This window comes from Limosilactobacillus panis (assembly GCF_019797825.1).
In the GTDB taxonomy this organism is placed as follows: Bacteria; Bacillota; Bacilli; order Lactobacillales; family Lactobacillaceae; genus Limosilactobacillus; species Limosilactobacillus panis_A.
Genome location: NZ_CP081855.1, coordinates 1,428,797 through 1,450,503, shown reverse-complemented (window position 1 = coordinate 1,450,503; position 21,707 = coordinate 1,428,797). Strand labels below are relative to the sequence as shown.

The 21,707-nt window shown below is 46.7% G+C and carries 20 protein-coding genes, 1 riboswitch and 1 other annotated feature; of the genes, 12 read left to right on the top strand and 8 right to left on the bottom strand.

All coding sequences use genetic code 11. From position 1 onward, the window contains the following. Nucleotides 1-2: 2 nt before the first annotated feature. Nucleotides 3-566, bottom strand: coding sequence for a L,D-transpeptidase (locus tag KZE55_RS07050; protein ID WP_222257940.1), 564 nt, complete (start codon nucleotides 564-566; stop codon nucleotides 3-5). 280 nt (nucleotides 567-846) lie between these two features. On the opposite strand from KZE55_RS07050, the gene KZE55_RS07045 reads away from it, so the two are divergent. Next, a complete protein-coding gene (locus KZE55_RS07045) occupies nucleotides 847-1,278 on the top strand; it encodes an Hsp20/alpha crystallin family protein (protein WP_047767071.1) in 432 nt (143 codons plus the stop codon). A gap of 99 nt (nucleotides 1,279-1,377) precedes the next feature. Here KZE55_RS07045 and KZE55_RS07040 read toward each other — a convergent pair whose 3' ends face one another. The 4 genes from KZE55_RS07040 to KZE55_RS07025 all read right to left on the bottom strand — a co-directional run bounded on the left by KZE55_RS07040 (nucleotide 1,378) and on the right by KZE55_RS07025 (nucleotide 4,537). Continuing rightward, entirely contained in the window at nucleotides 1,378-2,988 is a 1,611-nt protein-coding gene (locus KZE55_RS07040) for an IS1182 family transposase (RefSeq protein WP_222257689.1), read from the bottom strand. 314 nt (nucleotides 2,989-3,302) lie between these two features. Then, complete coding sequence (locus KZE55_RS07035; protein WP_222257939.1) at nucleotides 3,303-3,827, bottom strand: HdeD family acid-resistance protein; 525 nt, start codon at nucleotides 3,825-3,827, stop codon at nucleotides 3,303-3,305. Between the two features lie 87 nt (nucleotides 3,828-3,914). After that, complete coding sequence (locus KZE55_RS07030) at nucleotides 3,915-4,085, bottom strand: hypothetical protein (protein WP_169746074.1); 171 nt, start codon at nucleotides 4,083-4,085, stop codon at nucleotides 3,915-3,917. A gap of 23 nt (nucleotides 4,086-4,108) precedes the next feature. Further along, nucleotides 4,109-4,537 carry a VanZ family protein gene (locus KZE55_RS07025; protein WP_156410650.1) on the bottom strand — a complete coding sequence of 143 codons (429 nt, stop codon included), beginning with the start codon at nucleotides 4,535-4,537 and terminating at the stop codon, nucleotides 4,109-4,111. Between the two features lie 244 nt (nucleotides 4,538-4,781). On the opposite strand from KZE55_RS07025, the gene KZE55_RS07020 reads away from it, so the two are divergent. After that, nucleotides 4,782-6,131, top strand: a complete 1,350-nt coding sequence (locus KZE55_RS07020) for an amino acid permease (protein WP_222257938.1) — start codon at nucleotides 4,782-4,784, stop codon at nucleotides 6,129-6,131. 24 nt (nucleotides 6,132-6,155) lie between these two features. On the opposite strand, the gene KZE55_RS07015 is transcribed toward KZE55_RS07020, so the two are convergent. Further along, complete coding sequence (locus KZE55_RS07015) at nucleotides 6,156-6,611, bottom strand: Fur family transcriptional regulator (RefSeq protein ID WP_222257937.1); 456 nt, start codon at nucleotides 6,609-6,611, stop codon at nucleotides 6,156-6,158. Nucleotides 6,612-6,740: 129 nt separating this feature from the next. On the opposite strand from KZE55_RS07015, the gene KZE55_RS07010 reads away from it, so the two are divergent. The 6 genes from KZE55_RS07010 (at nucleotide 6,741) to KZE55_RS06985 (ending at nucleotide 14,996) form a co-directional block, all read left to right on the top strand. After that, nucleotides 6,741-8,177 carry an MFS transporter gene (locus KZE55_RS07010; RefSeq protein ID WP_222257936.1) on the top strand — a complete coding sequence of 479 codons (1,437 nt, stop codon included), beginning with the start codon at nucleotides 6,741-6,743 and terminating at the stop codon, nucleotides 8,175-8,177. 84 nt (nucleotides 8,178-8,261) lie between these two features. Then, entirely contained in the window at nucleotides 8,262-8,798 is a 537-nt protein-coding gene (locus KZE55_RS07005) for a DNA-3-methyladenine glycosylase I (protein WP_222259961.1), read from the top strand. Between the two features lie 49 nt (nucleotides 8,799-8,847). Continuing rightward, nucleotides 8,848-8,962, top strand: a riboswitch (SMK box riboswitch). Next, entirely contained in the window at nucleotides 8,960-10,147 is a 1,188-nt protein-coding gene (metK, locus tag KZE55_RS07000) for a methionine adenosyltransferase (RefSeq protein ID WP_222257935.1), read from the top strand. It overlaps the preceding riboswitch by 3 nt. A gap of 46 nt (nucleotides 10,148-10,193) precedes the next feature. Continuing rightward, nucleotides 10,194-10,404: a binding site (T-box leader), on the top strand. 74 nt (nucleotides 10,405-10,478) lie between these two features. Then, nucleotides 10,479-12,899, top strand: coding sequence for a leucine--tRNA ligase (leuS, locus tag KZE55_RS06995; protein ID WP_222257934.1), 2,421 nt, complete (start codon nucleotides 10,479-10,481; stop codon nucleotides 12,897-12,899). A gap of 77 nt (nucleotides 12,900-12,976) precedes the next feature. Further along, entirely contained in the window at nucleotides 12,977-13,240 is a 264-nt protein-coding gene (locus tag KZE55_RS06990; RefSeq protein WP_222257933.1) for a type II toxin-antitoxin system HicB family antitoxin, read from the top strand. Nucleotides 13,241-13,346: 106 nt separating this feature from the next. Continuing rightward, the gene (locus tag KZE55_RS06985) at nucleotides 13,347-14,996 is read left to right on the top strand and encodes a putative polysaccharide biosynthesis protein (RefSeq protein ID WP_261313216.1); all 1,650 of its coding nucleotides are present in this window, start codon (nucleotides 13,347-13,349) and stop codon (nucleotides 14,994-14,996) included. Nucleotides 14,997-15,151: 155 nt separating this feature from the next. On the opposite strand, the gene KZE55_RS06980 is transcribed toward KZE55_RS06985, so the two are convergent. Continuing rightward, nucleotides 15,152-16,012 (bottom strand): NAD(P)H-hydrate dehydratase, encoded by an 861-nt coding sequence (locus KZE55_RS06980; protein ID WP_222257932.1) that lies wholly within the window; start codon nucleotides 16,010-16,012, stop codon nucleotides 15,152-15,154. Nucleotides 16,013-16,100: 88 nt separating this feature from the next. Here KZE55_RS06980 and pepV point away from each other — a divergent pair, with 88 nt between their 5' ends. The 4 genes from pepV to KZE55_RS06960 all read left to right on the top strand — a co-directional run bounded on the left by pepV (nucleotide 16,101) and on the right by KZE55_RS06960 (nucleotide 20,886). After that, complete coding sequence (gene pepV, locus KZE55_RS06975) at nucleotides 16,101-17,501, top strand: dipeptidase PepV (RefSeq protein WP_222257931.1); 1,401 nt, start codon at nucleotides 16,101-16,103, stop codon at nucleotides 17,499-17,501. Between the two features lie 55 nt (nucleotides 17,502-17,556). After that, entirely contained in the window at nucleotides 17,557-18,054 is a 498-nt protein-coding gene (locus tag KZE55_RS06970) for a universal stress protein (RefSeq protein WP_222257930.1), read from the top strand. A 225-nt stretch (nucleotides 18,055-18,279) separates the two neighbouring features. After that, entirely contained in the window at nucleotides 18,280-19,671 is a 1,392-nt protein-coding gene (locus KZE55_RS06965) for a L,D-transpeptidase (protein ID WP_222257929.1), read from the top strand. Between the two features lie 120 nt (nucleotides 19,672-19,791). Further along, entirely contained in the window at nucleotides 19,792-20,886 is a 1,095-nt protein-coding gene (locus KZE55_RS06960) for a glycoside hydrolase family 73 protein (RefSeq protein WP_222257928.1), read from the top strand. Nucleotides 20,887-20,945: 59 nt separating this feature from the next. Here the strand turns inward: KZE55_RS06960 and KZE55_RS06955 are convergent, their stop codons facing one another. Beyond that, nucleotides 20,946-21,578 (bottom strand): deoxynucleoside kinase, encoded by a 633-nt coding sequence (locus KZE55_RS06955; protein WP_222257927.1) that lies wholly within the window; start codon nucleotides 21,576-21,578, stop codon nucleotides 20,946-20,948. Nucleotides 21,579-21,707: the final 129 nt, after the last annotated feature.

Here is a 21,707-nt window from a genome sequence, read left to right as displayed (position 1 = left end):
TCTTAGTTATCCTGGACAACAACCTTGGTTCCTTCCGGCACGTTCATCATCCACTTGGAGTCTGGAACGGACAGGCGGACACAGCCGTGAGAGGCGGTCATTTTACCCAACTTAGCCGCTTCGGACTTGATGTAGTGGCCGTCCTTATCCGTTGGGACACTGTGAAAGAGGTAGGAACCGTTGTCGTGCCAAGAAACGTAGTTATTTGCCCCACACTTAACCGATGGGTTGTAGAAGCTATTACCCCGTTCGGACTGGATAGCGAAGGTGCCAGTCGGCGTAATACTTACCCGTTTACCATCCTTGTTTTCGTACTTTCCGGCGCTGCAGTACATTGTGTATACCGCCTTATTGCCAGACATGATGTAGACCCGGTTTTTGTTGATGCTGACCTTAATCCAGGGATCCTTGAGTTTGTCGATATCCGGGTAAGGAATCGTCTCTGATGGCTTCCGGTAATCAATGGGTGTCCGCATGTGGGAATCGGCACTAGCGGTGACACTAGTTGTGATAAATGCAAATACACCAACCAGAGTGATTAATAGTAGTTTTTTCATAAGATTCATTGTCTTAAGCCTTCCTCAGTAATTAATAGGTACATTTTAGCACAATTATGTATGATAAAATATTCATATATTTAGAAGAATAGATAAAATTTCTGCTCGTCAATTAGTAAAATGTCAGGTGCCAGAACCCTTGGGCACGTTGCAATTAGCCGTTTAGTTAATATTGGTCAAATAAAAATTAGCACTCAACACAATTAACTGCTAATTTTTTCTTGACTATTGTTGACCAATGATTAATATAGAAAATGTAAACAAGGTATTAGAAAGGATGATTCAATATATGGCTAACGAAATTCAACGTCGTAACAACTTATTTGATAATCTGATGAATATGCGTGACTGGATGAATGATGACTTCTTCTCAGACTTAACACCAGTAGCTGATCACATGAAGACCGATGTGTCTGAAAATGATAAGGGCTACATGGTCAAGATTGATATGCCTGGCTTTGATAAGAAAGACATTCATATCAACTATGCTAACAACATTTTGTCCGTAACTGGTCACCGGGACACCTTTGCCGATGACAGCGACAAGGATGGTAATGTTCTCCACACCGAACGGCGGTATGGTCAGATGAGTCGGCAATACCGTTTGCCAGACGTTGACCGGGACGCAGTTAAGGCTCAATACACGAACGGTGTTTTGACCTTGAACCTGCCAAAGCTACAAGCTAGTGACGAGAACGACACCCGGATTGATATTGACTAATAAATAATTGCCTTTAAAAGTAAGAGGCTGGGAATTAACTATTAATTCTTGGTTCTCTAACAGTAAAATCCGGACTATAATTTTTGATCGATTCAAAAATCATAGTCCGGATTTTAAATTATTTATAAAATTAGTCGCCAATCGACTAATTGATTGACCAAATTTCGTTAGATTTAATGCCATCAAGGCTAGCCCAATGTCATTTTCCACAGCCCGTTGTCCGCGTAGATGAGTTCGGCGTATGCCAAAATCCCTCTTCATGTGACCAAAGACTGGCTCAACGTCGAACTTTCGTCGACGATAAATTGCCTTGCCTTCGTCACTTGAGAGGGTTGCTTTTACTTTAGCCTTGTAATAATTCCACGTTGGGTTAACCTGCATATAGCGTTGCCGACCACTTGGTGTTTTTGCCAACTCATCCAATTGTTCTGACAGTTGGTGCTTATCCGCTCGGTAGAGTTTGAAATCACGTTCGAAACCATATTTATCGGTTCGCCTACTATACCGATAAAAGCTAAAGCGAACTCCTAAATGATCGATGTAGTAATCATCTTCGGCATTATACTGCCAATTTTGTGATTTAGTTGGATCGTTTTTAAATTTATGTTTCTGTTCCTTTTGATAAGTTGTGTATGGAATAACAGGCTGCTTTTCAAACTGATCAAGAATCATTGTGTAATTGTACTCACTACCATAACCGGCATCGGCAACGATATGCTTAAAGAAATCTAAAGCATGAAACTGGGTAAGGAATGGCACTAAGGTCCTGGTGTCAGTTGGATTTGAAAAGAGCCCGTAATCAAGGACAAATTGCTTATGTGTAGCGATTTGCAGGTTATAGCCGGGCTTTAACTCCCGATTCATCATCGGATCTTCCTTCATACACATAAAAGTCGCATCATGATCAGTCTTGGAATAGCTATTACGACCTTGGAAGATATCTTCGGCACGTTCATACTTTTTGGCACGCGGAATTAGGTCGTTGCTTAATTGATGGCGAAGTTTTTTTAGAAAACGACGGCGCCGTTTTCTAACTGAACCACCTTTGATGATTTTTGGTTCTTGCTTAATCTCTTCATCTAACTTAGTGATTTTCTCCGCAAGTTCTTGTTCCATTACTTCCATGCCTTCGGCAGAAGTAACCAGCTCGGGTGCCATTTCTTGCACCACTTGTTTTTCTACTAGTTCCTCATAAAGCTTACTCGTCTTTTCTCTTAACTTAGCGTGATACTTTTCAACTGCCCGTCGCCAAGTAAATGAATATTTATTGGCATCGGCTTCTACCTTGGTCCCATCGATAAAAACTGCATCATTTTGAATTAGTCCGTGATCTTTCAAAGCCATGGTAAAGTAAACAAAGGCATGTTTAATTAGCTTACTAGCGTGCTGACTGCGTCGAAAGTTATTAATGGTATGGTAGCTATAAGCATAATCATGAGCTAACCAACGCATTGGCAGGTTCTCATCCAACATCATTTCAATCTTTCTTCCAGAATAAGTTTGACGTGCGTAGGCAAACAAGAGAATCTTAAGCATAATTGCTGGATGCGATGAAGGGCGGCCGGTAGCCGCTCCTGAATCTTCTAATAGCACATTTTGTGGAATCGAGTCGACAAAATCACTAATTAGCCGCGCAATATGATTTTGTGGTAAATCATAGTTATAGCTTAGTACGAATTCGGTTTGTCCTATGGTATAATTTTGATACATGAAAATCGCTCCTTTGGGTTGTTTTGTGGTAATTACATCATATCAGGAACGATTTCCTGTGTACATAAAAACCGGATGATGAATTGTTCAAAAAATTCATCATCCGGTTTTTGCTTTGGACTAGGAGTTTTTTCCCAGCCTCTTATTTTTAAATACACTACATAAGTAATCGCGGGAGAACCAAGAGGTTAGCTTCGCGTCGAAGCGTGTTCCTGGTGTCTAGTGCCGCAAAGCAAGTCCATTGATTACGACAACCGCTGGCCCTAACGCGCCAACGATTGTCCTATACTAGCCATACCCTTTCCCGGCTTAGTTTAGAATGCTTGAATAATATGCATGATGCCAAAGACCAGCAGCATTGTTGAAACCAGCCAAACAATGGTCAGTGCGGAAAGCATTGGACTGAACAGCAGGATTACTCCCAGGGCAACGCTAACGCTCCCGAGAATAATTAATAAGGTAGCGTACCCGCGATGGAATTCTTTGAAGAGACCTGCTGCCTTGATTTGTATGATGGCATCGATGATGAACCAAATCGCAAATAAAATTGCTAGGTAAAGAATTCCCCAGTTAGGATAGACGAGGACAATAACCCCTAGAATAATATCTAAAATAGCTGCGAATGCAATCCAAGCGGAGTGTTCGTTCAGAGTGACATCAATAAACTTACGGAACCACAATTCGTAGATTCCCCGATAAATAAAAGCAATCCCGACTAGAATGGACAGGAAGTGAAGGGTCTTGTCGGGATGCATGAAGGATGCAAAGCCCGCAATCACAAACAGGATTCCCAGAATTAGACTAAACCAGTCGAATCGTTTTTGATGTTCATTAAACATAAATCATTTTCCCCTTTCTAATTTAGCAATAGATTAAAATACACCATGATACGGGCTTGGCCGAGTCGTGGCGTATTTAGTATATTTTTAATTAAGGTGTTCGCGGATTCCGTGGGGGAAGTCCTTATCAATTTCCCGTAAAATCGGCAGCAGATAGTTGACATAGCGGTGGTAAGCCTCAATTGGTTCAACATCCTTGCTGTTAGCTTGCATTAAGGCAATTGCAATATCGTGTGCACGCTGTTCGTTTGAAATCATTAATGTCACCTCACAGTAATAGTTTACCAAACTTTGTCCTTACTGAGACTAAAATATTGAATCAAGCGGTGGACTTGTGTCCGGAATAAGAGGGTCATAACCAAGAAACCGATCAGGCCCCCGGCCGTGTTGGTAATCAAATCATCGACATCAGCTAGTCGACCCAGGTTGACTAGCAGGTCGAGGATGAACTGGTTCAGCTCAATGAAGAGACTGAACAGAAAAGAGAACAGGATGACCCCTGCTAATCTCTGCCGGTGGTTAATAAGGAATAGGTAGACGCCCCAGGGAACCGTCATAATGACGTTGAGGAAGAACTCGTGGCTGAGTCCCTGGAAGGGGATGATATTATAGGGAACACCCCAGAGATAGAAAAGACGCTTATGAGCAGAGGCAACGCTAAGAAGCGCGGGGGTCAAGCACAGGGCCATGACTGCCGTGATGTAGACCAAAAGGCTCAGTAGGATGATCCGCTGCCCCCATCCTGGGTAGCGAGGCCAGAAATGCTTAATAATGGCGCAACATATTAAAAAGTAGGTTAAAAAAGCTAGGTATTGGATATTAATTTTCTCCTTAGCGGGTTCAATTTACCAAAATAGGTATACAATAAGGGCTCGAGACTAATTGTCAGCCACCATTAATAGCTTAACCGCTAGGGGATGTGTTGACAATGGAAGGTTAAGGAGAATTGAAAAAATGGACGATAAACAGACGCAGATGAAGCGCAGCTTGAAGAGCCGCCACATCCAGCTAATGGCCCTCGGTGGAACGATTGGTACTGGCCTTTTCCTAGGCTCAGGAAAGGCAATTCGGGCAGCGGGACCGGCAATCTTACTTGCTTACTTAATTACGGGGATCGCCTGCTTCGCAATCATGCGAGCATTGGGTGAGCTCTTATTGTCAAATCTGCACTACCGGTCATTCATGGAGGCTATCCGTGATTACCTGGGTAAGCGGGTTAGCTTTATTGCCGGCTGGGCTTACTGGGCCTGCTGGTTAGCACTTGCGATGGCGGAGATTACGGCGATTGGACTCTATATTCAGATATGGCTCCCCCACGTTCCTCAGTGGATTCCCGGGGTAATCACCCTCCTGATCTTCTTGTGCCTGAACCTGATAACGGTCAACGTTTTTGGCGAAATCGAATTCTGGTTCGCAATGATTAAGATTGTGGCAATCATTGTTTTGATTGCGGTCGGGATTTTCATGGTCATAATCCAATTTAAGTCGGCCGGGGGGTACGTGACCTCCCCCAAGAATCTGGTGGCCTACAATGGCTTCTTTGCGACGGGGGCCAAGGGCTTCGTGATGTCATTTCAAATGGTTGTCTTTGCTTTTGTTGGCATCGAAATGGTGGGGGTCACCGCGGCGGAGGCGGAGAACCCCCGCAAAGTAATTCCGGAGGCAATCAACGGTATTTCTATCCGGGTATTGATTTTTTACCTTGGGGCACTGGCGGCCATCATGTGCATTTACCCGTGGAAGCAGCTTTCGCCTTCAAATAGTCCCTTTGTTCTGGTTTTCCAGGATGCTGGCTTGCGCGGAGCCGCGAGCGTGGTTAACTTTATTGTCATTACCGCGGCAGCTTCGGCATGTAACAGTTCTATTTATACGACGGGGCGGATGCTGGCGGAGCTGACTGCCAATTCCCACCATCCCCGTGTTCGGGCAATCAGCCGTCTCTCTAAGCACCAGGTTCCGGCCCGGGCAGTCGTTATTTCCTCGGCTGTGATTGGGGTGGCGGCGTTACTGAACTTCTTGATGCCGGGTGAGGTGTTCACCTTGATCTCGAGCATTGCCACGACAAGTTTCCTATTCATCTGGGCCGCCATTATTGGTGCCCACCTGCGCTTCATAAAGAATTGTGCGACGGCGCGCCCGTTTAAGTTGCCAGGCGCACCGTTCACGGATTACCTGGTCCTGGCCTTTCTGGCCTTTGTCTTAGTCGTCTTGTGCATGGATAGGCAGACCCTTACCGCCCTTATCTTTACCCTGGGCTGGTTTGTGGTCTTGTTTATCGCCTCTTTGACCCAGCAAAATGAATAATAAAAGGAGCCTTTTTGCTTAATATTAGCGGTTTAAATGTAATTTTCGTTGACACTCAGGGCACAGACCGTGAACCTCAATGTTATTGCCCGTTACCAGGTAGTGGGTCTTGCGCCGGGTCATGTCAGCCATTTCCCGGGTAATTTCAGAAAAATGTTCATCAAAGACATCAGTGATCTTACCACAATTGTCGCAGACAACATGGTAGTGGGGATGACCAAAGTAGTCATAGTGGGTACTACCGTCACCGTTCTTCAACTCGATTACCAAGTTGTAATCGACGAACAGCTTAAGTGTATTGTAGACGGTGGCCATACTTATGTTATCGACACTATCTTTGAGGTCTTGATAAATCATTTCGACACTCGGGTGAGTATGGTGGGTGATCAGGTATTCCAGGATGGTCTTTCGCTGGGGAGTTAGCCGCACCTTATGACTACGCAATAGGTCTAATGCCTGATCAAGTTCTGCCTCTGCCATGAACAACTCTCCTTTCATTTAATTTAAAATAGTTATAATCTAACAGTATTATATCATTTACAAGCTTAGATTCAAAATATATAATTAGTATTTAGTAAATAATAATAATTCTAAAAGAGGGGAAGAAAAATGGAAAGAGATGTTGACCAAAACGGACGCTCTTATAGCCGCTTTTGGTTTATTTTTACCTTACTGGTGGGGACATTCACGATGTCGATTAGTCAGTCATCGCTTTCGACGGCCTACCCGACATTGATGAATGCCTTTGGAATCTCAGCTAATACGGTCCAGTGGCTAACAACCGGCTTTATGCTGGTAATGTGTGTTAGCATGCCGATTAGTCCTTGGATGCTAAACAATCTGAATTTTAAAACAATGTTTATTGGTGCCCTGGCCCTGTTTGATATTGGATCATTGATGATTGTCCTCACGCCCGCAAGCTGGGGGACAAATGGCTTTTGGTTCATGATGGTCGGCCGGGCAATGGAGGCCTTTGCTGTTGGTGTCCTTTTCCCGTCCTACCAGTCGGTACTGCTGGAAATCACTCCGAAGGCTAACCGGGGGACTACTATGGGAATTGCCGGATTAGTCATGGGGTCTGCCTTGGCGTGTGGCCCTATTGTTTCCGGAATCGTTTTGAAATTTTTTGACTGGAAGAGTCTTTTCGGCCTCTTCATGATTATCATTACCCTGATTATTGTTCTCGCCGGTACGGGGCTGATTCGGGATGTTATGCCCCGGCACGAAACCAGTCTCGACTGGCTGTCGGTGTTTCTTTCAATTGGCCTGATCGGAGTAATGTACGTCGTTAACCTTGCTGCCAAGCACAACGTCAATTGGGGACTCAACGGTGTCATTATGATAATCAGTATTCTCGCCTTGGCCTGGTTCTGCTACCGGCAGTTACACCTAGATGAACCATTACTGGAACTGCGGGTCTTAAAGACCTTCAACTATGACTTGGCAGTTCTTTTAACATCGATTTCCTACATTGCCTTAATTGTTACAACCATTATTTTTCCCCTTTACTACCAGGGGGTTCTCAAGGTTAGTCCATTCGTTTCTGGAATGTCACTGGTTCCTGGGGCGGTGTTCTTGAGTATCCTTAATCCGTTGACGGGGAAATTAGCCGACAAGATTGGCTTTAAACCCACAATGCTAGTGGGGATGGTGATGATTATCTGCGGCTGGGTCGTTGGCCTGTTGATGCTGAACCGGTTAAACTTGTTAGCAATGATTCTCTGCGCAATGGTTATCGAAGGTGGAAACGCCTTTGTGATGATGCCTGCGGTTACTTTAGGGGCCAACGCCTTACCAAACAAGCTGGTTCCCCACGGTACGGCGGTAATTACTACCGTTCGGCAAGTCTTGGGGTCTGCTGGTGTTGCGGTTGCCACGATTGTTTTGACGGTCGCCAGCAGCCATGCACAAGGCGCGGGTAGTCAACCATTGACAGCGTCTCTTCACGGTTACCACCTGGTATTTATCATGATGGTTGTGATTGAGATCATTGGTCTGATCTTGGCATTAATGCTGAAGAATACCAAGAAAGCTGTTGCAGATTAATGGCGTTTGTCGTATTTAAATAATAGGAGGCCGTAGTCACGGGTTCGCGACTGCGGTTATTTTATTTATTAGGGGGTAATGACAATGAAAGTCAAGCGGCCAACATGGGCAGATACCAGTCCCGCGATGCAGGATTATTATGACCACTACTGGGGATTACCGGTTCATGACGAGCGTTTTTTGTTTGAGATGCTGAGTTTGGAACTCTTTCAGGCCGGGCTAACCTGGGCAACGATTTGGAAACGGCGGCTGGCCTTTGAAGAAGCCTTCAGTGATTTTCTAATTGAAAAGGTGGCCGCCTTTTCACCGGATGACGTTGACCGCTTACTTGCTAACAAGCGAATCATCCGTAACCGCCGGAAGATTGCAGCAACCATTAATAATGCCCAGGTTATCTATAAGATGCAGCGGGCTGGACAAGACTTTGATGACTATATCTGGTTCTTTGTTGACCACCATCCCCAGCGCCTGATCCTTAAGCCGGGTGAGCCCCTGGCCCCCTGGACCATGTCGTCTAAGAAGATGGCGGCCCAGATGAAGAAGGACGGGTTTAAATTTATGGGCCCGACAATTGTCTACTCATTTATGACGGCAGTCGGCCTCGTCAATGCGCGCCTTTAATTTTATTTTAATTGATTATTAATGTTGCTTTGTGATAGTATTGTCTTTGTTATGAAGCAAATTCCCGATAGGATTCACGAGTACCCCTTGTGAAGATGCCTTGTAACCGCAACTACAAAACTAATGTTAAGTTTCGACTAGAATATGGGGGAATTAATAAAATGACAGAAAAACACCTATTTACATCCGAATCCGTTTCCGAAGGGCACCCCGACAAGATTGCCGATCAAATCAGTGATGCCATTCTTGACGCCCTGCTGGAAAAGGATCCAGATGCACGGGCAGCTGTAGAAACTTCAGTAACGACCGGGTTAGTCCTGGTCTTTGGTGAAGTTTCTACTAAGGCCTACGTTAATATCCAAAAGGTGGTTCGCAATACGATTCGTAAGATTGGTTACACCGATGGAAAGTACGGTTTTGACGCTGATAACTGTGCCGTAATCACTTCCTTGGATGAACAGTCACCTGACATTGCACAAGGGGTTGATGACTCCCTGGAAACCCGTGAAGGGGATGCTGACCCACTTGATAAGATCGGTGCTGGTGACCAAGGATTGATGTTTGGTTACGCAACCGATGAAACGCCAGAATACATGCCACTACCGCTGATGCTTAGCCATAAGCTGATGCAGCGGATTGCTAAGTTGCGTAAGGCAGGGGAAATTTCCTACTTACGTCCAGATGCCAAGGCGGAAGTAACGGTTGAGTATGACGATAATGATAAGCCACTCCGGGTAGATACGGTGGTCTTGAGTACCCAACATGATCCGGAAGCAACCCTTGAACAAATTCGTCATGACGTGAAGGAACAAGTGATTAAGGCTGTTATTCCAGCAGATTTGCTTGACGATAAGACCAAGTACTTTATCAACCCAACCGGGCGCTTTGTCATTGGTGGTCCCCAAGGGGATGCCGGTTTGACCGGGCGGAAGATTATCGTTGATACTTACGGTGGTGCTGCTCACCACGGTGGTGGGGCCTTTTCCGGTAAGGACGCCACTAAGGTAGACCGGTCGGCTAGTTACGCCGCCCGTTACATTGCCAAGAACCTGGTAGCAGCAGGCTATGCCAAGAAGCTGGAAATTCAGGTTGCTTATGCCATTGGGGTGGCCGAACCGGTTTCCATTTCCATTGATACTTTTGGGACCGGGACCCGGACCGAAGCAGAACTGATTGCTGCCGTCCGGAAGGTATTTGACCTGCGCCCAGCCGGGATTATTAAGATGCTGGACCTCAAGCGGCCAATCTACGAAAAAACGGCGGCTTACGGTCACTTTGGCCGGACCGATGTTGACCTGCCTTGGGAACATCTGGACAAGGTTGACGAACTGAAAAAGATTTTAGGTTAATCTAGTGGGCCCCTTGCAAAATGGCAGGGAGGACGTTAGAATACAATTAATATTTTTGATCGTGATAGAAGTAGTAGTTAACGGTGCGACTCTTAGAGACCTGCTGGTGGTGGAAAGCAGGAGGGCACTGTTAGCGAACTCGTCTAGAAGATTGCTGCTGAATTGAGTAGGTAGTGACGTCTGCCGCGTTAAGGCCTTAAGTGCTATGGGTGACCATAGAAAACGGGTGGTACCGCGGATTGAATTTCGTCTCGTTGAAGCTAGGGCTTCGGCGGGGCTTTTTTATTGCGATCATTCTAGTAGCGGACAGAATTGTAAAGGAGCAGAATTTATGGCTTACGATCACACAGCAATTGAAAATAAGTGGCAAAAATTTTGGAAAAAGGACAAGACGTTTAAAGCGGAGATCAATAAGGACCAGAAGAAATACTACGCCCTGGACATGTTCCCATATCCGTCAGGTCAAGGGCTCCACGTTGGTCACCCCGAAGGTTACACGGCAACCGACGTAATGGCCCGGATGAAGCGGATGCAGGGGTATAACGTCTTGCACCCGATGGGTTGGGATGCCTTTGGCCTGCCTGCTGAACAGTACGCCCTGAAGACCGGGCACAATCCAAAGAGCTTTACTAATCAGAACATTAACCACTTCCGTAAGCAAATCCAGTCCTTAGGCTTTTCTTACGACTGGGACCGGGAAGTCAACACGACTGATCCCGAATACTATAAGTGGACCCAGTGGATTTTCGAACAGCTCTACAAGAAGGGCCTGGCATACGAAAACGAGATCATGGTTAACTGGGCACCCAACTTCATGGGCGGGACCGTGGTTGCCAACGAAGAAGTTGAAGACGGGAAGACAAAGCGGGGTGGCTACCCAGTATACCGGAAGCCAATGAAGCAGTGGGTACTGAAGATCACCGCCTACGCCGACCGTTTGATTGATGACCTCGACCTGGTTGACTGGCCGGAAAGTGTTAAGGAAATGCAGCGGAACTGGATTGGCCGCTCTGAAGGGGCTGCCGTCTTCTTCCCGGTTGCCGGTAACGAAGACACGAAGATTGAAGTCTTTACTACTCGGGCGGATACCCTCTTTGGTGCTTCCTACGTTGTCTTGGCACCGGAAAAAAAGCTGGTTGACCAACTGACAACGCCAGAACACAAGGACGAAGTTGCTAAGTACAAGGAAGAGACTTCCCGTCGTTCTGACCTGGAGCGGACCGACCTAAACAAGGACAAGACCGGGGTATTTACCGGTTCCTACGTCATTAACCCGGTCAACGGTGAAAAGCTGCCAATTTGGATTAGTGACTACGTTTTGGCATCATACGGCACCGGAGCAGTGATGGCCGTTCCTTCTGGTGACCAACGGGACTACGACTTTGCCAAGAAGTTTGACCTGCCAATCAAGCCCATTATCGAAGGTGCCGACCTCTCTGAGGGGGCCTTCGATGGTGACGGCAAGCACATTAACTCTGGCTTCCTGGACGGTCTGAACATCAAGAATGCCAAGGCCAAGATGATTGACTGGCTGGAAGAACACGACGCTGGTCACAAGAAGGTCAACTACCGGTTGCGTGACTGGATTTTCAGTCGGCAGCGCTACTGGGGTGAACCAATCCCGGTTATCCACTGGGACGACGGGCGGACAACCTTGGTACCAGAAGACGAATTGCCGTTGAAGCTGCCCGACACGGATAACATTGAACCATCAGGGACCGGTGAGAGCCCACTGGCCAACGTTAAGGACTGGGTCAACGTTTACGATGACCAGGGACGTCACGGCTTGCGGGAAACAAACACCATGCCACAATGGGCTGGTTCATCATGGTACTGGCTCCGTTACACCGATCCCCACAATAGCAAGGAATTTGCTTCTAAAGAAGCCCTTGACTACTGGTCACCAGTCGACCTCTACGTCGGTGGGGCTGAGCACGCGGTCCTGCACCTTCTCTACGCCCGTTTCTGGCACAAGGTTCTTTACGACCTTGGCTTAGTACCAACCAAGGAACCATTTATGAAGTTGGTTAACCAGGGGATGATCCTTGGTTCCAACCACGAAAAGATGTCCAAGTCCAAGGGGAACGTTGTTAACCCTGATGACATCGTTGACAAGTATGGTGCGGACACCCTCCGTCTATATGAAATGTTCATGGGCCCACTGACCGAATCTGTTCCGTGGGACGAAGAAGGATTGCACGGTTCCTACAAATGGATTCAACGGGTATGGCGCCTGCTGATGGATGATAATAATCACCTTCGTGACCGGGTCTCCAACTTTAACGATGGCAAGCTGACTAAGGTTTACAACCAAACCGTTAAGAAGGTTACGGAAGACTATGAGCGGATGCACTTTAACACCGCCATTTCGCAGCTGATGGTCTTCGTTAACGAAGCCTACAAGGCGGATGACCTGCCAGCAGAATACATGCAGGGCTTCGTCAAGATGATTTCCCCAATCATTCCGCATGTGGCTGAAGAATTATGGAGTCACTTTGGAATCAGTGATACGATTGCTTACCAACCATGGCCAAAGTATGATCCAAAAGCCTTAGTTGAAAATGAAGTTGAAATGATTTTGCAAGTCAATGGGAAAGTTCGGGCCAAGGTTAAGATGACTAAGGGTACCTCAAAGGAAGAGGCTGAAAAGGTTGCCCTAGCCAATGAGCATGTCAAAAAGTTTACTGATGGTAAGGACATCAAGAAGGTTATTGTCGTACCAAACAAGATTGTGAACATCGTTGCCAAGTAATAGGCACATGAAAGAAGGGACCAATATTCAGCGTCACGCTGAGTAGGTGGTTCCTTTTATCGTAGAAAGGAATAACAATGGAATTAGTTTCTTATCCGGCCCTTTTTACCGTAAAGAACGGGGAAATCCTGGTGGACTTTCCAGACCTCCCGGAGGCCTTTACCCAGGGGAAAACAATGGAAGAGGCGATGGACTTCGCCAAGCTGGGCCTGGCAATCACCATTAATGATAAACTGGGCCACTTTGAAAAGGCCCCCCAAGCAAGTGACCTAGCGGCAGTGAAGCGGGAACATCCGGAAAGCACCGTCAAGCTGGTAACGGTCGACTTGGACCAGTACTAGCCCTTAAGTAAAATTTAAAAAAGAGAAAAGAAATTGCGCCCCGCAAAGTTTCACGCTAAAATGGTGTGGATTGTTTATTTTTAAGAAGGCAGGAATTTAACGAATCATGACTAAAACACATAACGGTGGTTCGCAAGTGGTGAATCCGAATAAGGACGCCCAATCAAAGATGCTGAGCGGTTCTGCTTGGATGACGGTAGGAAGTATCACTTCGCGAATCTTAGGTGCCGTTTACGTTATCCCTTGGGTAACGTGGCTTGGTGCTTACAGTAACGAAGCTAACGCCCTCTTTGCACAGGGGTATAACATTTACAACATCTTCTTAATTATTGCCACGGCGGGATTGCCTTCCGCAATCTCTAAGATGGTTGCCCATTATAACGGGCTGAATGAATACGGGGTCAGTCGACGCCTTTATATTTCGAGCATGTACGTCGCTCTAGCGATGGGGGTCGTCTGTGCGACAGTGATGATGTTTGCCGCCCCGATGATGGATAATGGCGATCAAAACGTCATTCCGGTGGTGCGTTCACTGGCTTGGGCTGTGCTGATTATCCCTGCCCTAGCGATGAGTCGGGGATTCTTACAGGGGTATAACTGGATGGCACCATCCGCCATGTCTCAGTTTGTAGAACAGGTCTTTCGGGTTGTCTACATGCTAGCGGCCACCTACCTGATTATGAAGATTCAGAAGGGAAGCTGGGTAGCGGCCGTTACCCAGTCGACCTTTGCGGCTTTTATCGGGGCAATTGGGGCCATTGTGGTCCTGACCTGGGCCTGGATGAGCCACCGGCGAGAGATGAACAACCTGATTAGTCAAGGAGAGTCTAACCTCCAGGTATCAACGATGGGGCTGATTGCCCGGATGGTTTACCAGTCAATCCCGTTTGTTATCATTGAGTCGGGGGTGGCGGTTTACCAGCTAATTGACCAGTTTACCTTCCCCCACATGCTGTTCCAGGTTGGTCACTTTACCCATTACCAGGAAACGATTCTTTACGCCCTGTTTGCCTTCAATGCCAACAAGCTGTACACGATTATTATTTCCCTAGCGGCAGCCATGGCCGCGACGGTTATTCCGCTATTGGCGACGGCCCGGGCCCAAAACGACCTGCAAGGGATTAGAAAGCAGATTGAAAACGTCCTGCTGCTCTTCTACTTTGTAATGATTCCGGCTTCACTCGGTCTGGCAGCGGTTGCCCAACAGATTTACACGGTTTTCTACCGTTATGACCAGGCGGGGATCGTGGTCCTCCAATTTGCGGCCTTTGTGTCAATTCCGATGGGCCTTTATACCGTTGCCGCTGCTATGATGCAGGGAATTTCCGAAAACCGGCGAATGATGAAGCTTTTGGGAATCGGCATTATCATTAAGCTTCTTTTACAGTACCCGTGTATCATGCTTCTGCAAGGCCTGGGACCACTATTGGCAACCTGCCTGTCAATGTTTGTGATTGACTACCTGATTCTGCATTCTTTCAATATGGAATTTGGCCTTCACTTTTACAAGATGTCCAAGCCCACTAACCAGATTCTCTGTTACTCAATCATTATGTTCGTCGTTACCAAAGCATTCATGCTCTTGATTGGTCACTTCGTCAGTCCTTATGGTCGGTTTACGGCCTTTTTTGCCTTGATTTTAGGGGTGATGCTGGGTGTTGGTGTCTTTGCCTTTCTCGCCCTCAAGTTCCGTTTGACAGACCAGATCATTGGTCCCCGATCTGCAGCCATTCGGCAAAAACTGCATATTCGTTAGATTAAAAAGCCGCGGTTGGTGAGGAAATTTTTCATCAACCGCGGCTTTTGCATATACCGGAAATTGCTTCATATATAAAATTATTTCACGGATAAGACATATTCGCGAATGCCTTTCTGAATTCAACTTCCTCTGGCAATTAGTTTCCCGGGAAATTAATTCAAGAAGCCAATGTGGTGTTCACTTGGTGCTTGTTCCATCTTCTTCATAAAGGTCGGTAAAGCCCGACTGATCTGGTGGGGCAGAACAATGTATTGGTTTTCCGCAATCTTCTCGGCAATTGCACTGTGAGCATAAACGGCAGCCAGCACGGCCTTGGTAACGTCCTGGTGAAATTCAGCGGTGAAACCACCGACCATTCCGGCCAGGGTATCACCCATTCCGCCGACAGCCTGGGCGGGGGTCCCAATTGTTAACTGGTAAACCTCATTAGCGGTATAGATTTCTGTGTGGTGCTTCTTGAGAACAACAATTGCGTTGAGCTGATCACGGACGGCGCGGTTCTTCTCCTCAGTCTGTTCACCAATTTTAATGCCAGAGAGCCGCTGCCATTCCATTTCGTGGGGCGTGTAGATTACGTTGGCTACTGGCTGGGAAATATTTTCCCGAGCCATCAGAGTAATGGCGGAACCATCAATGACTAGGTTTTGCTCAGGTTTGACACTGGAAAAAACATTCTTGAGAATGTGCTCACTGGCTTTATCATCCCCAAGACCAGGACCGATAACCACCGTCGTTGCGGCGCTAACAAGGTCAGCAACTTGCTTGTCATTAGTGAAATCAGCAAACATTGCTTCCGGCAGTTGGGAGTGGAGGGCGCCGGAATTACTGGCGTCAGTCGCCGTTGTCACAAGGCCTGCCCCCGCACATACAGCAGCTGTCGAGGCCATAATAATGGCCCCACCAAAGTTACGATTGCCCCCTACCAGGGTGACCTTACCAAAGGTTCCCTTAAAACTGTTGGCAGGACGAGGTTTGATTACTTGGTGAAGAATTTGATCGGAAAGTTTTTTCATTTTAAAAGTCTCCTTTAGATTTTGTAACGCTTGCTTTAATGGTATCATTATTTTAGCGGTAATGATTACTTTGATGGAGGGATAAATTATGACAGATTGGCTCAAGGCAGCAGAAAGCCAAAAGAAGGACTACTTGATGGATCTGATTTCATTAATGAAGATTCCAAGTGTTAGAGATGATGATGCGGCAACGGATGAATACCCGCTTGGGCCCCACCCCGCCCAAGCACTGAATGCCTTTTTAGAAATGGCTGACCAAGATGGCTTTAAAACCAAGAATATCGATAACGTGGTCGGCTACGCTGAATGTGGTGAAGGTAACGACACCCTGGCTATCTTGGCCCATGTTGATGTCATGCCTGCTGGGGAGGGGTGGGATACAGACCCCTTTGATCCGGTAATTAAGGATGGTAACCTCTATGGTCGGGGGGCCTCCGATGATAAGGGTCCCGGGATGGCGGCATACTATGCCCTCAAATATTTGAAAGACCAGGGGACCAAGTTTAATAAGCGGGTCCGCTTTATTGTGGGAACAGATGAAGAAAGTAACTGGACGGGAATGCACCGCTACTTTGAAGTGGAACCGGCACCAACGTTGGGCTTTTCACCAGATGCTGAATTCCCGGTTATCAACGGTGAAAAAGGACAAGTTTCCTTGCTCTTGTCTGTGCCAGCTAGTAACGATGGGGCCTACCAACTGAAGAGTTTTAAATCGGGACTGCGTTTCAACATGGTCCCTCGTGAGGCGGTGGCGGTAATTACGGCTGCCGATAACCAGCAAATCCGGGATGACTTTGCCCGCTTTGTTGGTGAGAACCCAATTTCCGGTAATATTGCAGAAAATGGGGATGAACTGACCATCACAGTTATCGGTAAGGCTGCTCACGGGATGGAACCAGAAAAGGGGATTAACGCCGGAACATATCTGGCCAACTTCCTCGACCAGTACGAATTTGCAAAGGGTGCTAAGAACTTCATCCACTTCCTGGGTAAATATCTGCATCTTGACACCCGGATGGATGGCTTTAACGGGGCCTTTACCGATCTCGTAATGGGTGAGTTAACAATGAATGCCGGAATTTTGAAATTTGACCTTGAAAATGGTGGGACCATTAACATGAACTTCCGCTTTCCTAAGGGTATTTCACCGGACCAGTTACAAGCAACAGTTGAAAAGGTTGCCACGCCACTCGGGATTACCGTTAAGCAGGGCCCGGCTCAAGCTCCACACTACGTTGACCCTGATGATCCAATTGTTAAGACGCTGATGCGGGCATATATTAACCAAAGTGGCGATAAGAACGCCCAGCCAGAGGTTGTCGGCGGTGGAACCTATGGCCGGCTGATGAAGCGGGGCGTTGCCTTTGGGGCCCTGATGCCAAACACGCCAAATACGATGCACCAGGCAAACGAATATCAGCCAGTCGATGACCTAATTAAGTCGATGGCAATCTACATGGAAGCCATTAAGAATTTGGTAAGTGACTAAGTGAACTTGTGACTTTGTGATAAAATAAATGTATCAATTAAGTGGGGGTGTCAATATGACTTATCAAAAGATCTTAGTGGGAATTGACGGTTCCAAGCAGGCCGATATGGCTTTTGACAAGGCGGTCGAGACGGCAAAATTAAACAAGGCTCAATTGTTCTTGCTTAGTGTAATTAATGGTGAAAAGGTTCCATCTGGCGGCCCGAACGGTTACAGTCTCGTTGACCGAAGCATTTACCAACCAGCAATCGATACGATGGAAAAGCGATTGGATGAATATAAGAAGACGGCGGAATCAGCCGGTATCACCGACGTCGTTACTGAGGTTAAGGTTGGTAACGCTAAGTTAGAGTTGGCCGAAGACTACCCAAGAAAGAATGACATTGACCTAATCGTGATTGGGGCAACTGGCTTGAACATGATTGGTCGGCTAATTGTTGGTTCAACGGCCGCATATACTATTCGGGAAGCCCCTTGTGATGTCACCGTTGTTAAGACGGATAAGAACAATAAAAAGGTTGATGTGAAGAAGAATAGTTATTTAGAAATTTAATCGCCAATAAAGGAAAAAATAAAGCAGGGGATGGTACAAGGATGCCAAACCCTGTTTTTGCCTAATAATGTTAAGAAAAGGGCAATTAGTTTACGTAAATAAGACATTTGTTACAGAAAGATTGCAGAAATAAGAAATGAAGTGTGCTAAATGTCATAAATACTGGTACAATATGATCGTTATCTTTAGTTCGACTAAAGAAAATAAATTTTAGGGAGTTTGAAAATGCAATTGAAAGCAAGACGTTTAGTTATTGCAATTATTGCTGTTGTAATTGTTCTATTAGGTGTAATAATGACGTGGCACCAACACACGCATTTTAACCGTAACACAACGGTTAACGGGGTTGCAGTTGGTGGAATGATCACGGATGAGGCCTACCAAAAGGTTAAGGCCACCGACCGGACCAATGATGTTTACCTTGATGGTAAGTTGATTTACAACGGTCAAGCAAGTGGCTCTGGCATTACTAGTAGCGACAAGGATAAGTTTGTGGCGGCGCAAAAGAAGCAGCGGACGTTCTTCCCAAGTGGCAAGAAACAAAATGTCCTGGTTACACCAGAACATTCCAGCAGCCAAACTGCCGCAATGCGTGATGCCGTCGAAACGGCAGTTCAAGAGATGAACAAGGGACGTAAGGCACCGGTTGACGCTTATGCCAAGCTGGAAAACGGCAAGATTAGCACTATTGCTGCGAAGAAGGGGAACCAGTATGATACTAAGAACTTGCTGAAGCAGTTTGATAATAAGAAGAATAACGGGACAGTTCGTTTAACCGCCCACTATACCCAGCCGTTAACTGCTGACAGCAAGGCGGTTCAAAACGAAAAGACGAAGTTGAAGGACTTAGTTAACAAGAAGATTAGCTACAAGGTTGAAAACGAAATCTACAAGTTGAACTCTAACGACATTATCACAAGCGCAACCTACCAGAACGGCAAGTACAGCTTTAATACTCACGCTGTTAACGGCCAGATTGCCAAGATTAACGATAAGCAGGCAACACTGGGCAAGTCGTTCAAGTTTAGAACCCACTCTGGCAAGGAAATTACCACTTCTGATAAGGGCTCTTATGGTTGGAAGATCAGTGACCAACGTGCCGGTCAATCCTTGGCCCAAGCGCTTGCGGATGGCAAGAATATGGTTAATGCTAAGGCTGATATTTACGGTACCGGTTATAACCGGCGGGGGACTGGTTATGGTGTTACCGCTAATAACGGTATTGGCAATACCTATGTTGAACTGTCGCTGGCTGACCAGCACGTATGGTTCTACAAGAATGGCAAGTGTGTCTTTGATGCTGACGTGGTAACGGGGAGTAACACACCAGGTAACCGGACGCCAAAGGGTGTTTGGTACATCATGTACCAGCAATCACCAGCTACTCTGCGTGGCTCCAACGATGATGGATCACTGTACAGCAGTCCAGTTCAATACTGGTCACCATTTACCGATACCGGCTGTGGCTTCCACGATGCCAGCTGGCGGAACAACTGGTCCAAGACGGAATACCTGACGACGACTGGTGGCTCACACGGTTGTGCAAACATGCACCCGGCAGATGCCGGAACGGCATACCACGACATGGAAATCAACGAACCAGTGGTTATTTACTAAAATTTAAAGTGCAAAGAGGATTTCGGCGAAGCACCGAAATCCTCTTTTTTTAGTAAAAAAGTGCCTCCTCATCAATTGTCCGTATTTAATAAATAAGGATAACGATGAGGAGAGGATATTATGAAACGACAATTTATTATTGGACTAATGGCGGGACTAACCGTCTTCGGAAATGCTTCTGGCGTCTTGGCCGCAAGCGTCTCTGAGGATGCTTACCTGGATGCTAGACAAGCCGTTTTGAACCGCCAGTTGGTCGACGAAAACCAGGTTAAGCAACGCGACGATGAGTATGCCAGTGCCTTTTTGTCAGCCCTTGCGCAAGTGGGGCAGGTGTATGAGCAAGCCTTTCGCCAGGGGGTGAGTGATGGCCTCCAGGGGCATCCTGCACAACCAGGTGGGGACGATGTGGCTGCGGTTGCCTACCAGCGGGGCTTTGCACGGGGCCAAGACTTTCGCAGCGGGAACCAGCCGGCACCCAGCGATGGCGAAGTCACGACTAATGGGGGGATGGCTGATAACCAGCTGCCGGAAAGTGGTCCGGATTCTAGTGAATACCCCTTAAAGCACCCTTCACCGGACCAGGCCGCCTTTATTGCCCGAATTGCCAAGGATGCCCAGCGGATTGGGGCAGAGTTTGACCTCTATCCGTCAATCGTAATTGCCCAGGCCGCTTTGGAAAGCAACTGGGGAACGAGTGACCTGGCTCGGGAGCCCTACCATAACTTATTTGGGGTCAAGGGCGCGTTTCAAACACGGTCTGTTTTGCAACCAACCGTTGAATTTGATAAAGAAGGACACCGGCATGAGATTAAGGATTACTTCCGTTGGTATGATAATGATTACCAGTCCCTCCATGATTATGCTCAGACATTGGAAGACCCCTTGTACGATGGTGTTCACCGACGGGCTGCGAAAAGCTACCGGCTAGCGACCCATGCCCTCTTAGGAAGGTATGCAACCGATCCCCATTATGACCGGAAACTCAACGAAATTATCAGTAACTTCCAACTTACCAAGTATGACCATCAACCGCAGCGGACCGCTATGCATCGACCGGCGGTTTTTAAGGAACCGCCAATGGCCCCGGCTAGCAGTCATGAGGTAAAGGCGAGTCGGGCTCATCATCCCCACCGAATCACCTGGCTTTCAATTTTGGGTGGGGCCGGTTCTGCCGGCGCCATTACCCTCCTTCGTCGCTTTGCTTTGGTAAAATAAAAATGAAGCTGAAAAAAGCAGGAGAGCGCTCTGCTGCTTTTTCCAGCTCCTTTTATTTATTAACGGATTGTCTTAAGCCGGTCATCAATCATTTCTAAGACGGTTTTAACGTTGGCCGGATCTTCCAGATCGTACTTCTCCAGGTCAATCTTCATCTTGGGACTAGCATCGTAGTCCTTGTACCACTGCTTGTAGGCACTCCACATCTTGTAGTAGTAATCCTTTAGCTCGGGGTTATTGTCGATTTGTTCGTAGTCACGCCCCCGCTTCTTGATCCGGTAAAGAATCGTTTCAAAGTCGGTCTCGGAATATACCATTAGGTCCGGGGCTTTCTTTGGCAACTGTTGGAGGTCCTTCATCATGTTGTCCAGTAAGGTCAGGTAGACTTCAAGCTCGGTATCTGTAATGTTACCCTCCGCGTTGTTTTCGCGAGTGAATAGGGCATCTTCGTAGATTGACCGGTCTAAGACGTTGTTGTCGTCCGCCAAGGCCTGTTTAATCATTGAAAACCGCTTATTAAGGAAATAAATTTGTAGTAAGAAACCATATTGCTTTTGATCCTTATAATATAACGGTAAAACCGGGTTATTACCGACCGGTTCAAAAAATGCTTTAGTGTGAAGGTGTTCAGCAATTTTACCCGTTAAGGTTGTTTTTCCGACACCAATCATTCCTGCTGTAATTATCACCATAATGGCCCCTCTTTACTTTTTTTAGCACAAGAACCATCTTACTACAAAATATGGGGGATTCCCACCGTAAATTCACAATATTTGGTTGTGAAATTATCACTAACAAAAATATTTGAAAATTATGGGTAA

Coding starts and splice junctions, on each gene's coding strand:
- KZE55_RS07010 (WP_222257936.1), top strand. CDS start 6,741: ATGGAAAGAGATGTTGACCAAAACGGACGCTCTTATAGCCGCTTTTGG.
- KZE55_RS07035 (WP_222257939.1), bottom strand. CDS start 3,827: ATGTTTAATGAACATCAAAAACGATTCGACTGGTTTAGTCTAATTCTG.
- metK (WP_222257935.1), top strand. CDS start 8,960: ATGACAGAAAAACACCTATTTACATCCGAATCCGTTTCCGAAGGGCAC.
- KZE55_RS06965 (WP_222257929.1), top strand. CDS start 18,280: ATGCAATTGAAAGCAAGACGTTTAGTTATTGCAATTATTGCTGTTGTA.
- KZE55_RS07050 (WP_222257940.1), bottom strand. CDS start 566: ATGAATCTTATGAAAAAACTACTATTAATCACTCTGGTTGGTGTATTT.
- KZE55_RS06970 (WP_222257930.1), top strand. CDS start 17,557: ATGACTTATCAAAAGATCTTAGTGGGAATTGACGGTTCCAAGCAGGCC.
- KZE55_RS06955 (WP_222257927.1), bottom strand. CDS start 21,578: ATGGTGATAATTACAGCAGGAATGATTGGTGTCGGAAAAACAACCTTA.
- KZE55_RS07045 (WP_047767071.1), top strand. CDS start 847: ATGGCTAACGAAATTCAACGTCGTAACAACTTATTTGATAATCTGATG.
- KZE55_RS07040 (WP_222257689.1), bottom strand. CDS start 2,988: ATGTATCAAAATTATACCATAGGACAAACCGAATTCGTACTAAGCTAT.
- KZE55_RS06980 (WP_222257932.1), bottom strand. CDS start 16,012: ATGAAAAAACTTTCCGATCAAATTCTTCACCAAGTAATCAAACCTCGT.
- KZE55_RS07020 (WP_222257938.1), top strand. CDS start 4,782: ATGGACGATAAACAGACGCAGATGAAGCGCAGCTTGAAGAGCCGCCAC.
- KZE55_RS06985 (WP_261313216.1), top strand. CDS start 13,347: ATGACTAAAACACATAACGGTGGTTCGCAAGTGGTGAATCCGAATAAG.
- KZE55_RS07005 (WP_222259961.1), top strand. CDS start 8,262: ATGAAAGTCAAGCGGCCAACATGGGCAGATACCAGTCCCGCGATGCAG.
- leuS (WP_222257934.1), top strand. CDS start 10,479: ATGGCTTACGATCACACAGCAATTGAAAATAAGTGGCAAAAATTTTGG.
- pepV (WP_222257931.1), top strand. CDS start 16,101: ATGACAGATTGGCTCAAGGCAGCAGAAAGCCAAAAGAAGGACTACTTG.
- KZE55_RS07030 (WP_169746074.1), bottom strand. CDS start 4,085: ATGATTTCAAACGAACAGCGTGCACACGATATTGCAATTGCCTTAATG.
- KZE55_RS07015 (WP_222257937.1), bottom strand. CDS start 6,611: ATGGCAGAGGCAGAACTTGATCAGGCATTAGACCTATTGCGTAGTCAT.
- KZE55_RS06960 (WP_222257928.1), top strand. CDS start 19,792: ATGAAACGACAATTTATTATTGGACTAATGGCGGGACTAACCGTCTTC.
- KZE55_RS06990 (WP_222257933.1), top strand. CDS start 12,977: ATGGAATTAGTTTCTTATCCGGCCCTTTTTACCGTAAAGAACGGGGAA.